Source organism: Novosphingobium sp. HII-3, from assembly GCF_002916655.1.
Lineage (GTDB): Bacteria > Pseudomonadota > Alphaproteobacteria > Sphingomonadales > Sphingomonadaceae > Novosphingobium > Novosphingobium panipatense.
The window spans coordinates 1-11,965 of the sequence record NZ_PPSM01000019.1 but is presented as its reverse complement, the minus strand read 5'-3'; the positions used below and the strand labels follow the sequence as shown (position 1 = coordinate 11,965).

Below are 11,965 nucleotides of genomic sequence, written 5' to 3'. Positions count from 1 at the left end.
CGATGGAGTGGTTCCGCCAGCTCGGCCGCGCGATCCGCAACCTGTCCCGCATCGCGCGCCAGAATCCCATATGGGCGATCACCGCGCTGGTGGTCAGCCCAATCCGGCTGATCCGCCATCTGTTCGCCGTCCTGATCCTGTTTCTGGCCGCCGGCATCGTGCTGGGCCTTGGGATGCCGCTCATCCTGGGCAAACTGCTCGGCCTCCCGCATGATTCCAACCTCTATCAAATCATCATGATGCTGACGGTGATCGTCGTCATCCTCATTGGCCTGCGCGCGCTCTTCCAGCCCCTGATCCTTGCTTATGGCGGCCCTGCCGCCGACGACACCCACGGCTCGGCCCGCTTCGCCACCGACGCCGAAAACCGCGCCTATGCCGGTGATAGCGGCCTGCTGATCGGCCGCGATCGCAAGACGGGCAGGCCGCTGCGCTATGCCGGTCCAGCCCATCTGCTGACGATCGCGCCGACGCGCACCGGCAAGGGCGTGGGCACGATCATCCCCAATCTGCTCGACTATGCCGGCCCGGTCGTCTGCATCGACCCCAAGGGCGAAAATGCCCGCATCACCGCCCGCCATCGCGGCAACTTCGGCCCGGTCCATGTCCTCGATCCGTTCGGGGTGACGGGCCTTCCCGGCGCGGCCTTCAACCCGCTCGATCGCATCGACCCTGCTGGCCTCGATCTCGCCGACGACTGCATGACGCTGGCCGATGCGCTGGTCTATGACGCCCCCGGCGAAGCCGGCGAGGCGCACTGGAACGAGGAAGCCAAGGCGCTAATCGCCGGCATCATCCTCGCGATCGTCACCAGCGAGCCGCCGGCGACCCGCACCCTTGCCACGCTACGCGATCGCCTCACCCTTGCGCCGCAAGCCTTCGCTGCCATGCTCGAAGCGATGCAGGCGCAAGGCGGCCTCGCTGCCCGCGCCGCCAACCGGCACCTCGGCAAGTCCGATCGCGAAGGCGCCGGCGTCCTGTCGGCCGCCCAGCGCCACACCCATTTTCTCGACAGCCCACGCATGACAGCGGTGCTGGGGCATTCCGATTTTACGTTCGCCGATGTGAAGGCGCAGCCTACCAGCGTCTACCTGGTGCTGCCGCCCGATAGGCTCGCCACTTATGCCCGCTGGCTGCGCCTGATGCTTGCCCAAGGGCTGACCGATCTGGCGCGCGCACCGGCCTCCCCTACCCGCTCTGTCCTGTTCCTGCTCGATGAGTTCGCCGCCCTCGGCCGCCTCGAACCCGTCGAGCGCGCCATGGGCCTGATGGCCGGCTACGGCATCCAGCTCTGGCCGATCCTGCAGGACGTTCACCAGCTCCGCGCGCTCTACGAGCGCCGCGCCGGCACCTTCCTGTCCAACGCCGGCGTCCTGCAGGTGTTCGGGGTCAACGATCACGACAGCGCCAAGCTCGTCTCCGATCTGCTCGGCCAGGAGACGGTAGTGTTCGAGACCATGAGCCGCGCAATCGACGCGGAGGAAACCGGCATCTCGTTCGGCGCGCAGCATGTCGGCCGCCCGCTGCTCACCCCCGATGAGGTCCGCACGCTGCGCGAGGATTTGCAACTCGTGTTCCTCGCGGGGCAACGGCCGATCGTCGCCGCCAAGCTCAAATATTACGCAGATCGCGAGTTCGCCGGCCGCTTCGACAAAGCGTGAGGTCGTTTAAACGGCATGCCTGTCAAAGCGCCATCGTTCCGATATACAGGCAATATCGAAGTAACGGCGTTCCGCCGCACATTATGCCGCGTCGAAATCGCCCAAAAGCGCGGAAAATCGCGCTTTGGCGTGCGAAAGGTGAGTTTTGGGGTATCAGCTCACCGTTCGCCTTTCGCGCGGCGGTAGGTGATACTCCTAAGGGTCGTGGATCTCGCGCCGGAAAAATCGGCCGTCCGGGAAGCCCTTAGAGCACCGTGGGCAGTTGCGACGCCCGAAACCCTGTCCAGGAGACGGAATCGCGCTGGGTGGCCCGGAAAACGCCCCTGCCGGGACGTTTCCACCCTCCCTGCCCTCTCGATCGGAGCGCCCACATATCCGCTTGGCTTTTCTGGAAAGCCATTTTCCACGGCTGGTCTAGGCAGTGTGCTGGCGATAGGGCGTGACGGTTGGGCGATATTCCAAATCAACAAAAGCGTGCCGGCGAAGCCGGCTCATTGTGGGGATGCCGGGTGGGAGGATCGCGTAGCGATCCGGGGCGGCCGAAGGCCGCGAGCCGGCGGGGCGAAGCCCCAAGAGGCGGTGCTTTTCTTCTCCTTTGGGCATGTCGGTGCCGCCGGCGCAGAGTTATCCACAGGCAAGGCTACCCTAAAACTCACCGTTCGCCTTCTGATTCAAAGATTCTTCTTAGATTCAAGATTCAGGGTGCCTCAAACCCGCAGAAAACTTGGAAAAATGACCTCAAAAAGTGAGTTTTGGGGTCGAGTCGCGTGAGCTTTGGGGTAGCCTTCGGTGAGTTTTGGGGTCGGTAAAAGTGAGTATTGGGGTCGAGTCCGGTGAGCTTTGGGGTATCCGCCAAATCGACGGTGAGTTTTGGGGTATCCTCCCCTGATCGCGATCGGCGAGCTTTAGGATTTGCCTAGCTCACCGCTGCTGTTAAGGTGAGGGCATGGCTTTAGCAAACTCACCAGTGAAGGACGCGAAGGCAAAGACTGCCTCGGGCGACGAAACCGCCCTCACCCTCGCCCAAAAGGGACGCGGAAACCCGTTCGATCCCGCCAATTACGGGGAAATCGTCAAACCCGGCGAGCTGGTCGATATTGTCGAGCTGTCGCCCCTCACCCTCGCCGATCGGCGAATCTACAATCTGCTGATCGCGAACGCCTGGGACCGGATCGGCGAGCCGGTCATTCACCGCATCGCCAAATCCGCGCTCAAGGGCACGCACCAGGGCAACGAGCGCATAGAAAGCTCGCTGCTGCGTCTGATGGGCACGATCGCGATCGTCACCATCCGCAAGGCCGGCAAGAGCTACAAGCGCCGCGTCCAGCTTCTCGGCCCCAGCGACGAAAGCCTCGAAAAAGACGGCTTCCTCCATTACCGGATTCCCGAAGAGCTGATCGAGATATTGCGTAACAGCGAGGTCTATGCCCGCCTCAAGACGCAAGTGATGTATTGCTTCGAGTCGAAATACGCGCTGTGCCTCTATGAAATGATCGAACGGCGGATCGGCCTCGAATACAAGCAAAGCGAAGAGTTCACGATTGCGGAGCTGCGCGGGCTGCTCAACGTGCCGGAAGGTAAGTTGGAACGCTTCGCCGATTTCAACAAATACTGCCTCAAGGTCGCGCAGGACGAAATCAACAAGCTCTGCCCCTTCTGGGTCGAGTTCACCCCGATCAAGAAAGGCCGCAAGGTCGAGCGGGTTTCGATGATGTGGCTCCCGAAAACCATGAGCGGCCGGCGCGACGCGCAAAACCTGATCGACCAGCATAGCATCGTGCGGCGCGCCAAGCTGCGCGGCGACATACCCGAAATGCCGGTGCTGGTGGATTTCAGCGCGCCAGCGGCCGAACGGTGAGGGCCTACCCCAAAACTCACCTTTCGCGCGCTAGGACCGCCTAGCCTTCGCCAGCTCAGCCCGCGCCGCCCTAACCCTCGCCGGCATCGAGCGCGCGGCTCACCGTGAACTGAATCCACGCGCTCCGGCTGATCCCGCGCCGCTTGGCTGCCGCATCGACCTTGGCGAGAAGCGCGCGATCGAAACGCAGCATCACCGGCGACTTGCGCGGCTCGGCCCCCTGCCCCGCCTCGTCGGCCTCGACCGCGATCGGCGCGGCATCCGGCTTCGCCGCGCCGGCAATGAAGGCATCGGCGGCCGCCTCGTCAATCGCCGGCTTGGGCTTGCTGTTCGGTTTACGAGCGATAGCCATTAACACGCACTCCGATATTATCTTGATATACAAACCGCGCCGATCAGCGCCGTCAATTCGTCTATCGCCTTGGGGTCGCGCGGGCTTTGCTCGATAACCGCCCTGCCCTCGGCCGCCGCGTTCGGGAACGCCTTGCGCCGCACGATCGACGTGGGCAGCACTTCGATACCGTCGATATCGCCGATCATCTCCAAGGCGGCCTCATTGTCGGCCCCCTGCGCGTCCGCGCCGTTCAGCACGGCCACGGCGCGCAAGCCCTCGTTGATCTCGCGCGCCTCGGCGACCAGCGCCGAAACCTGATCGAGCGCCCACACGTCGAAGCTGCGCGGCTGCACCGGCACCAGGAGCGTGTCGGCGACGGTGAGCGCGGCGCGCAGCGATCCGGTATCGCGTCCGCCCACGTCGATGATGATATCGTCATATTTGCTGGCGAGCTGGCGGACCTGGCTGCGCAGCGCCGCGCCGGTGAGGGCGACGGCGGTATAGCCGGCCTCCCCAAGCCGCTCGGCGCGAAGCTGGGTGAAGGTGAGGGCGGTGCCCTGCTCGTCCCCGTCCACCAGCAAGAGGTCGCGGCCGGCGAGCGCCAGCGCGACCGCGAGATTGACGGCGAGGGTGGTCTTGCCAACGCCGCCTTTCGTGTTTCCGACTGCCAATATCATAATGCCCTCACTCTGCGAGCTATCGTTAGTCGATTTGCCATGAACTGTCTATCGCTATGATATACAGATGATGCTTACCTATTGGTGTTAAGCCATCGGAGCGTCATTGAAATGGCGATAGGACGGGTCTTGAATCCGAAATGACGATAACGCCCTCATTCCTCCGGTTCGGGATCGTCATCGTCCAGCGGCTCATGGCTCATCTGGCCGTGATCCTCGATCGGGCAAAGCGGCGCTCCGGCCTGCTCAAGCCATTTGCGCGCGGTCCTCACGGTATAGCCGCACGTCGCGCACTCGCATTTGAGCATCCGGGCTTTCTGCTTCTTGGGCGCGGTCGACTCTCCGTCCGTATCAAGGCGGGCATGGGGGAGGGGGCCGACGCTCTCCAAGATCGGCGCGATGGCCGCAAGGAACGCCTCGCCGGGGGTGGTGGCGCGCATCGGCCCGACTAGGCCCAGCCCAAGGGCGACCCGTTTAAACGCCTTCCCATGCCCTGCCGGGATGCCAACGGCGGCATGGACCAGTTCATGCGCGAGAATGGCCGCGATCTGCGCCGGCATCGCATCGGGCGCGTGCGCCAGGTCGGGCCGGATGAAGATTTCAAAATGCCCGTCCGCGCTCAACCGATTATCCCAGCACTCGCCGATCGCCTTGCCCTTCGCGCCTCTGCTGGTGAAGCCGATCGCCACGCGCACGCGGTCGGGCAGGGGGGCGTCCAGCGCCTCGAACAGCGGAGCCATGCCCAGCGCCACGGCATTGAGCCAGCTTTCGCGGGTTTGGTGGGTCATCGTCCTTACTCCTCCCTTCAAATCGCCTGTCCGGCGATGGCCATGCCATCGGCCGGAACACGGACGCCCAAGAACGCCGGCGAGAGAGGGGGGCAGCGGGATTCGATGGGGGTGGTGCGGCCGCAGCGCAGCGAGGCACGGCCCCATCTAATCCCGTTGCGGGGGAGAGACGGCCGGGACCGCCTTTCCCCCTTGAACGAACATCGACGCCGGCGCACGCCGGCACCATGAAGCGAGATCCGCTTGCGATCTCGCCCCCGCCATGTGGGTCGTCACCTTGGGCCAAGACCGCTTGCGGGCTTGGGGAGCGAAGCGAGTAGGGCCACGGTGCCGCGCCAGCGGCAGGCGCATGTCCCCTGCCTGGATTGAAATTGTTGCTCAAATGAGCTACATTGTCGGCTTGACCAAGGAGGTTCCAATGGCCGCTACCGCTTTCGTGCGCGCGCGCATCGACGAAACATTGAAGGATGAAGCCGCCGCCGTGCTGGCCGAGCTGGGGCTGACCGTCTCGGATGTGGTCCGCATGACCCTCACGCGGGTTGCCAAGGATCATGCGTTGCCGTTCGAGCTGAAGGTGCCGAACGCCGAGACGCGCGCCGCGATCGAGGCGTCCCGCGCGACGATGAAGGCCCACCGCGCCCGTTTCACCGATGCCCAGGAAATGTTCGATGCCCTCGACCAAGAAGCCCACCAGCAGTAAGCGGGCTTCGTTCCCAAGAGAGGCGTCCTACGAAAAAAGGTTCGTCAAGGATTGGGAGCGACTGTCGCGCAGCGGGCGCTACAACATGAAACAGCTCAAGGAGGCGATGATGATGCTCATCGCCAACGACGCGCCGTTAGGCCCGGAATGGCTGGATCATCCGCTGAAAGGCGATTGGAGCGATCATCGCGAGTGCCATATCGGCGGCGATTTCCTGCTGATCTATACGATTGAGGGGAATCTGGTGAACTTCGTGCGCGCCGGCACTCATGCGGAACTGTTTGAATAGCCATGCGCGTAATCTTCATCCGTCACGGCGAATCCACCGGCAATGCCGGCGTGCCGTGCCACGATCTCGCGACGATCGAGCTGACGGAGCGCGGCCACGAACAGGCGAGGGCGGTCGCGGCGAGCTGGACGCAAGCGCCCGCGCTCATCGTCACGTCCCCCTATACCCGCACGCAGCAGACGGCCGCGCCGACGATCGCGCGCTTTCCCGGTGTGCCGGTCGAAGTGTGGCCGATCGAAGAGTTCACCTATCTGCAACCGGCGCGCTGGAACGGCACGCGCAGCGCCGAGAGGATGCCGCACCTCGAACGCTATTGGCAGGACGCGGACCCGGACTATTGCGACGGGGAGGGGGCAGAGAGCTTCGCCACGCTGCTCCGGCGCTGCGAGACGGCGCTAGACCGCCTCGCCGCCATGCCCACGGACTCGCTGGCCTATGTGTTCGGGCATGGGCAGTTCATCCAGGCCGCGCGCGCGATCGTCGCCGATGCCCATATGGATGACCGCGCCAAGATGCGAGCGTTCTGGCGCAAGGGCGAGCCGCCCGCGATCGGCAACGCGGAAAGGATCGGGTTCAGGTGGACTGAGGATCGCTGGGAATGTTCACTGGCACTCGACGCATAACCCCTCTCTTGGCGGCGATCCTGCTGGCCTCCTGCGCCAACACGCCGGAGCCTCCTACCAACAGCCATGTTGGGGCGCATCCATACTCGGCCGCCGAGCTAGAGCGCGCTTTTACGAATAGCCGATCCGCCTTGCCGCGCGATCTCTACGGGCCACTAGGAATAGTCATCGATGCCAGGCGCGGCGCGATCGTCATCAGCACCGCTTACGAACTGACCACGGCAGCACCGGATTTTTCGTGCGCGGCGCTGCGACCGTTACCCCCGCGCGATCTTGCGACCACTGTTCCCCTGATCGATGAGCGGGATTGCCAGACAATTCCGGCGAAATATTCCAAAGCACGGCCATTTATCGTGACCTACGATGCCGCGACCTTCCCGCCATCGGCTATGCAGGAAGCGCGCGGAATGCTCGCGGTGGAGAGGGGATGTGTCGTGCTCCGCGAAGCCAATGGTTCACGCCTGTTGGTCTGGCGACAGCCCGCGCAAATTACGCAGACGCAGGATGGATATCGCATCGAGCAGTTGGGCGCGTCCGCCGCGATCGGCGCGCCGGTCGCGCTGACAGGCACCGGCGGAAACACCGTCTCGCCTGCATTTGCACGACAACATGCCATTCCCTCCGACTGCCGCACATTCCCGACCTTCGCGGTTAACGGCATTTTGCCAGGAGAGTGATGTGAGGGTGGCCGCACTGTGCCTGTTCCTGCTGGTGAGCGCGTGCGGCCTGGGAGAGACCTCGCCATCGGTGGTCGAACAGACCCAGGATGGCGTCACCGCGCTCGTCCGAAACGATGTGCAGGAATCAGAAGACGGCCTGGTCGTGTCTGACGCGATTGAACGGCATGGCTTCGTGCGGCGGCAAGGATCGTGCCTTGTCGTGGACTACAGCGGCCAAGAATATTCGCCGGTATTCCGCACGCCAGCGACCTTTGACGCTACCCTGCAATCTGCAACCGCGAAGCCCTCCGCCCCGCTTCAATTGCTCGGCGGCCCTCTCTCCAAGGTGCGACGTGGATTCAGCGAAGAACTGGCCGAATTTTGCGGACGGCCCCTGTTCCTGCTGGTCGGGATCACGCCTTCGGTATTTCATAACCCCGTCGTGCCCGGTAAGGCGCGATAGTCAGTTGGCGCTGAAATAGGGGCCGGCACATTGCGAGGGCAGGGGAGTGGAAAGGGCCTCGGGAGGTATGCTCTCGCCGACGCCCCCGCCAAGTTGAATGCGTGGGCCGATCGGCACGCGCTGCCCGCTGTTGCCCAATATAACGGCAGCTCCGCGTCCCTCGGTCACGATCCGGGAGCCCTTGGGCCAAATGACAAGCGCCCTCGTTTTGCCCGCTCTGCCGACAAGCCGCAGACAGCCATCACGGGCAACGAGCCGGCCGGACGCTAGCGCCGTCAATGCTATCTCGGGATCGAACGATAGTGTTGGTAGCGCGATTCCTGACATGGGAGGCTCGCTCGTCGTAGCGCAGCCCTCAAGTCCCATCGCGGTTAAAAGCAAAGATGGCAAGAACGTGCTATACCGGCGCACTGATCGCCTCATGACAACACCGATAATCCGGTAGGCTCAGGCACCCAGCGTCCAGCTTGGCGGATAAGGCGGAATTGCATTCCATGCGCTCCGAGATTGCCGAATACGGCTGTCGCCCAAAAAGTCAGCACACCTTTCCGATCGCGAGATTCGACCCTCACCGTGTAGAGGATCGCTTCGGCCTTGGTCGCGGTGACGAACGGAGTGGCATCGGCCCTGCATTGGGAGGCGGGGAAGGCGGGCAAGCGCAGTAGCTCGGCCAATCGCCTGATCGTTCTTTCCGGGGCATCCTTAACAGCGCCATCGGCGAGGCCCTGCAGCCCGACACAAATCGCTTGCTTGCCTTCCCCCGGTCGCGCCCGCGCGACCGCCTCGTCGAACATCACGTCGATCTGCGCATCATCGAGGCCGCTAATGTCGGGAGCGCCAGGAACCGCGATGGCACTCCCGTTACCATGATAATTGGGGCCGGGCACTGGCGGGGGAGGGGGCGGCGGCAATTCCGACGAACTTGCTCGTTGGGGTGGTCCCTCCGCCACCGCCGGTTCTTTCGCCGGACTACATCCTGCGAGACTGATGGCCAGACTGACGACGATGGCGGCACCAGGCCATTGCAGCCCCGTCATCATGGCCGTTCCTGTAACCGCGAAATCGTCGCCTGGCTGACGTTGAACAGCGCCGCGACGGAACGCTGAGTGTCGCCGGCGTCGAGCTTGCGCCGTGCCTCGGCCTGCTGGTGGGGGGTGAGGGCGCTTTTGCGGCCGAACTTGACCCCGCGCGCCTTGGCCTGGGCGCGGCCGGCGCTGGTGCGCTCGACGATCCGCTGGCGCTCCCAGCTCGCCGCGACGCCCAGCACCGCGATCACGACCTCGGCGAGCTGCGATGTCGTGTCCAGCATCGGCTCGGCGATCGAGCGGAAGCCGGCGCCGGTCTCCTTGACCGCGTGCAGGATGTTGAGCAGGTCACGCGTGTTGCGGGCGAGGCGATCGGTCGCCGTCACCATCAGCACGTCGCCGGGATCGAGCGCGCCGATCGCGCGCTTGAGCTGAGGCCGCTCGGCCGACGCGCCGCTGATCTTCTCGCGGTAGATCTTCGTGCAGCCGGCCGCCTCAAGCTGGGCGAGCTGCTGGGCCAGGTCCTGGCCGTTGGTCGAGACGCGCGCATAGCCGTAAATCATGCCGCGATTCTGCATCAGATTTTTGCATCAGGGAAGGGCGCGGATGTAAACGCTCGCGCTGAATGACTGACCGGCTGACGCCGGTAGGTTCATGGCGAAGGGCTGAAGCCTTGCTTGTGGGTATGGCGGTCGAGATAGCGCATGATGATATCGTCGGTGATGTTTCCGGACGTGGTTGAGAAGTAGCCACGCTGCCAGAAGCGCTGGCCCCAGTAGCGCTTGCGGATATGCTCGAACTCCTGCTGGATCTTGCGCGAGGACCGCCCCTTGACCCGGCGCACGAAGTCGCTGACCGAGATATGCGGTGGGATTTCAACGAACATATGGACGTGATCGCGTGAAAGCGCGCCATTGACGATCGTCACGCCCATTTCGACACAGACCTGCTTGATGATCTCGCGCACCCTGAGGCGGACCTCGCCGTGCAACACCTTGAAACGGTATTTGGGCGCCCAGACGATATGATAGCGATGATGAAAGGTCGTGTGGCAACCACTCGAATAGCCCATAGCAGGTATCCTCGGGAAAGTGAGACTTCACGCCTTTCAGGCGGTCTCACTTTCCCGAGGATACCTGCTATTATGCGAGTCTATGGCTGAAGCCAGTATCCGACTGAAGTCGGAGGGGTTGCTCCCAAAGCGTGACGCTAAATGGCGGCGTTCTGATCGCGCTATTTGTCAGTTGCCGGGTCCGATGACGAGGCAATCGCGCGCGGCCTGAACGATGTCAGCGGTGACCTCCTCGACGCGGTTGAGGGTCATGATCCGCCGCATCTGCGCGAACAGGCGCTCCATGAGCCGGAAGTTGCCGCGCGTGATGCGGATCACGGCTGCCTGCGCTTCGATCGCGTCGAGTTGGGCCGGGTCGAAGCTGATCCCGAAATCGCCGGCGTGGGTCGCGAGCAGCAGCCGCATTTCGGTCTCGGTAAGCGGTTTGAACTCGTGGACGAAGCCGATCCGCGAGTAGAGCTGGGCATAGCGGGCGAGGCGCTTCTCCAAGCCCGGCATACCCATCAGGATCAGCCCGAAGCCGTGGCGATCGGCCATGTCGCGGAGATGTTCGAGCGACTTTATGGTCAGGCGGTCGGCCTCGTCGACGATGACGAGGGGGCAGGCGATGCGGGCGGCGTCATGGGTGATTTCGTCCTGCGAGCCGCCCGCGACCGTCAGCCGGGCATAGCCCAGCTTAATGAGGTTGAGGCCCAACACCGCGTCGATCGTCTTGGGCGTGTTGCTGACCGACACGGTGTAGAAGACGGCGCGGCAGCGAGCGACCTTTTCGCCAAGGAGCGCGGCATATTCCCCCAGGTCGGGGAAGCTGGAAAACTCGCGCGCCGATCGCGTCTTTCCGACGCCCGGCCGGCCATGACACACGCCGATATAGCGGTAGTGCGCGCAGGCTTCGGCAAACTCGACGAACCGGGCATGTTCGCGGGTCGCCAGGAACGGCTGCTCGACCAGGAACTCAATCGTCAGCGGCGTAGAGCCGGAGCCCTCGGTAGGTGGTGGGCCGGGAAGCCGTATCCTCTTGGTCGCCATCGAAGGTCTCCGTGGGGGCAGGCACCTGCTTGTCGCGCTCCTTCGCGCCGCGCCGGGCGCGCTGGATCGCGCGCAACGACGGGTGCCCAGCGTGCTCGGAGCTGAGCGCACGGCAGACGAACCGGCCCTGGTGGTAGACGTGGATCTCGGTCAGGTCGCGGGGGTCATAGACCGCCTCGACCTGCTCGCCGACGAAGGCCGCGAGCGTGGGTTCGACATAGCGCCTGCCCATCAGACGGATGCCGTCGCGCAGCACTTTACGGGGCTTGGGCACGTGCACGAGCAGCATGTCGAGCTGTTCAAGGCTGTCGGGCATTGCGGGCAGGAACCCGCCCTTCTGCCAGCGCGTGATCGGCGGTTCGCCGGTGCTGCCATGCGGGCGACGATGATAGACGCCGCACACGAACGCCTCGAAGCGGGCGCGCAGCTCGTCGGGCGTGAGCACTGGCGCCGACAGCGGCTTGCCCGCGATCAGGTGGCCGGGCAGGTCGGGCAGGAACATGTCGTTGATGGTGCGGAACAGCCGCTCGATCTTGCCGCGCCCGCGAGGACGCCCCGGCAGCGAATGGATGAGGCGGATTTTGAGGGCGATGCACGCCTGCTCGATATGCTCGGAGATGAAATCCGAGCCGTAGCACATTGGGAAGCGGCCCCTCGAAGGGGCGCACTGCCTTGATGAAGGCAAGGGCGCGTAGCGCCCGCAGGCTTTATCAAGGCGGTCATGATCGGCCCGCAGGTCTCTAGAGTGAAGTTGTCGACTCAACCCTTTGGAGACAGACCGACCATG

15 protein-coding genes are annotated in these 11,965 nt (G+C 64.0%); 7 read left to right on the top strand and 8 right to left on the bottom strand.

All coding sequences use genetic code 11. The features are described from left to right. The first annotated feature begins 2 nt into the window (after positions 1 to 2). Complete coding sequence (locus C2R25_RS08530; protein WP_010339215.1) at positions 3 to 1,661, top strand: type IV secretory system conjugative DNA transfer family protein; 1,659 nt, start codon at positions 3 to 5, stop codon at positions 1,659 to 1,661. 946 nt (positions 1,662 to 2,607) lie between these two features. Continuing rightward, complete coding sequence (locus tag C2R25_RS08525; RefSeq protein WP_029547944.1) at positions 2,608 to 3,519, top strand: replication initiation protein; 912 nt, start codon at positions 2,608 to 2,610, stop codon at positions 3,517 to 3,519. A gap of 70 nt (positions 3,520 to 3,589) precedes the next feature. Here the strand turns inward: C2R25_RS08525 and C2R25_RS08520 are convergent, their stop codons facing one another. The 3 genes from C2R25_RS08520 to C2R25_RS08510 form a co-directional block, all read right to left on the bottom strand. Further along, entirely contained in the window at positions 3,590 to 3,871 is a 282-nt protein-coding gene (locus C2R25_RS08520; RefSeq protein ID WP_010339217.1) for a hypothetical protein, read from the bottom strand. Positions 3,872 to 3,888: 17 nt separating this feature from the next. Continuing rightward, positions 3,889 to 4,530, bottom strand: coding sequence for an AAA family ATPase (locus C2R25_RS08515; protein ID WP_010339218.1), 642 nt, complete (start codon positions 4,528 to 4,530; stop codon positions 3,889 to 3,891). Between the two features lie 155 nt (positions 4,531 to 4,685). Then, on the bottom strand, positions 4,686 to 5,318 hold the full coding sequence (locus C2R25_RS08510) for a transcription elongation protein SprT (protein WP_010339219.1): 633 nt from the start codon (positions 5,316 to 5,318) through the stop codon (positions 4,686 to 4,688). A 418-nt stretch (positions 5,319 to 5,736) separates the two neighbouring features. Here C2R25_RS08510 and C2R25_RS08500 point away from each other — a divergent pair, with 418 nt between their 5' ends. Genes C2R25_RS08500 through C2R25_RS08480 form a run of 5 tightly spaced genes read left to right on the top strand, consistent with a single transcriptional unit; the run spans position 5,737 to position 8,052 of the window. Then, positions 5,737 to 6,018, top strand: a complete 282-nt coding sequence (locus tag C2R25_RS08500) for a type II toxin-antitoxin system RelB/DinJ family antitoxin (protein WP_010339220.1) — start codon at positions 5,737 to 5,739, stop codon at positions 6,016 to 6,018. Then, positions 5,987 to 6,307, top strand: coding sequence for a type II toxin-antitoxin system YafQ family toxin (locus C2R25_RS08495; protein WP_029547945.1), 321 nt, complete (start codon positions 5,987 to 5,989; stop codon positions 6,305 to 6,307). Before C2R25_RS08500 ends, C2R25_RS08495 begins: the two co-directional genes overlap by 32 nt. A 2-nt stretch (positions 6,308 to 6,309) precedes the next feature. Further along, a complete protein-coding gene (locus C2R25_RS08490; protein ID WP_010339222.1) occupies positions 6,310 to 6,930 on the top strand; it encodes a histidine phosphatase family protein in 621 nt (206 codons plus the stop codon). A gap of 8 nt (positions 6,931 to 6,938) precedes the next feature. Then, positions 6,939 to 7,607, top strand: coding sequence for a hypothetical protein (locus tag C2R25_RS08485; protein ID WP_126053495.1), 669 nt, complete (start codon positions 6,939 to 6,941; stop codon positions 7,605 to 7,607). Between the two features lies 1 nt (position 7,608). Next, positions 7,609 to 8,052, top strand: coding sequence for a hypothetical protein (locus tag C2R25_RS08480; RefSeq protein ID WP_042490982.1), 444 nt, complete (start codon positions 7,609 to 7,611; stop codon positions 8,050 to 8,052). Between the two features lie 419 nt (positions 8,053 to 8,471). Here the strand turns inward: C2R25_RS08480 and C2R25_RS08475 are convergent, their stop codons facing one another. The 5 genes from C2R25_RS08475 to C2R25_RS08455 form a co-directional block, all read right to left on the bottom strand. Beyond that, a complete protein-coding gene (locus C2R25_RS08475) occupies positions 8,472 to 9,092 on the bottom strand; it encodes a hypothetical protein (RefSeq protein ID WP_126053496.1) in 621 nt (206 codons plus the stop codon). Further along, a complete protein-coding gene (locus C2R25_RS08470) occupies positions 9,089 to 9,640 on the bottom strand; it encodes a recombinase family protein (protein ID WP_037525727.1) in 552 nt (183 codons plus the stop codon). The genes C2R25_RS08475 and C2R25_RS08470 overlap by 4 nt, the downstream gene beginning before the upstream one ends. Positions 9,641 to 9,729: 89 nt before the next feature. Continuing rightward, positions 9,730 to 10,149 carry an IS200/IS605 family transposase gene (gene tnpA / locus C2R25_RS08465; RefSeq protein WP_010339227.1) on the bottom strand — a complete coding sequence of 140 codons (420 nt, stop codon included), beginning with the start codon at positions 10,147 to 10,149 and terminating at the stop codon, positions 9,730 to 9,732. A 168-nt stretch (positions 10,150 to 10,317) separates the two neighbouring features. Further along, on the bottom strand, positions 10,318 to 11,178 hold the full coding sequence (locus tag C2R25_RS08460; RefSeq protein ID WP_103728819.1) for an AAA family ATPase: 861 nt from the start codon (positions 11,176 to 11,178) through the stop codon (positions 10,318 to 10,320). Then, the gene (locus C2R25_RS08455) at positions 11,105 to 11,818 is read right to left on the bottom strand and encodes a Mu transposase C-terminal domain-containing protein (protein ID WP_233203849.1); all 714 of its coding nucleotides are present in this window, start codon (positions 11,816 to 11,818) and stop codon (positions 11,105 to 11,107) included. The genes C2R25_RS08460 and C2R25_RS08455 overlap by 74 nt, the downstream gene beginning before the upstream one ends. Positions 11,819 to 11,965 lie beyond the last annotated feature (147 nt).

What these genes read in the sequence shown, in the direction of transcription:
- C2R25_RS08470 (WP_037525727.1), bottom strand. Translation starts at nt 9,640, where the DNA reads ATGATTTACGGCTATGCGCGCGTCTCGACCAACGGCCAGGACCTGGCC.
- C2R25_RS08455 (WP_233203849.1), bottom strand. Translation starts at nt 11,818, where the DNA reads ATGTGCTACGGCTCGGATTTCATCTCCGAGCATATCGAGCAGGCGTGC.
- C2R25_RS08520 (WP_010339217.1), bottom strand. Translation starts at nt 3,871, where the DNA reads ATGGCTATCGCTCGTAAACCGAACAGCAAGCCCAAGCCGGCGATTGAC.
- C2R25_RS08500 (WP_010339220.1), top strand. Translation starts at nt 5,737, where the DNA reads ATGGCCGCTACCGCTTTCGTGCGCGCGCGCATCGACGAAACATTGAAG.
- C2R25_RS08490 (WP_010339222.1), top strand. Translation starts at nt 6,310, where the DNA reads ATGCGCGTAATCTTCATCCGTCACGGCGAATCCACCGGCAATGCCGGC.
- C2R25_RS08525 (WP_029547944.1), top strand. Translation starts at nt 2,608, where the DNA reads ATGGCTTTAGCAAACTCACCAGTGAAGGACGCGAAGGCAAAGACTGCC.
- tnpA (WP_010339227.1), bottom strand. Translation starts at nt 10,149, where the DNA reads ATGGGCTATTCGAGTGGTTGCCACACGACCTTTCATCATCGCTATCAT.
- C2R25_RS08475 (WP_126053496.1), bottom strand. Translation starts at nt 9,092, where the DNA reads ATGATGACGGGGCTGCAATGGCCTGGTGCCGCCATCGTCGTCAGTCTG.
- C2R25_RS08495 (WP_029547945.1), top strand. Translation starts at nt 5,987, where the DNA reads ATGCCCTCGACCAAGAAGCCCACCAGCAGTAAGCGGGCTTCGTTCCCA.
- C2R25_RS08460 (WP_103728819.1), bottom strand. Translation starts at nt 11,178, where the DNA reads ATGGCGACCAAGAGGATACGGCTTCCCGGCCCACCACCTACCGAGGGC.
- C2R25_RS08530 (WP_010339215.1), top strand. Translation starts at nt 3, where the DNA reads ATGGAGTGGTTCCGCCAGCTCGGCCGCGCGATCCGCAACCTGTCCCGC.
- C2R25_RS08510 (WP_010339219.1), bottom strand. Translation starts at nt 5,318, where the DNA reads ATGACCCACCAAACCCGCGAAAGCTGGCTCAATGCCGTGGCGCTGGGC.
- C2R25_RS08515 (WP_010339218.1), bottom strand. Translation starts at nt 4,530, where the DNA reads ATGATATTGGCAGTCGGAAACACGAAAGGCGGCGTTGGCAAGACCACC.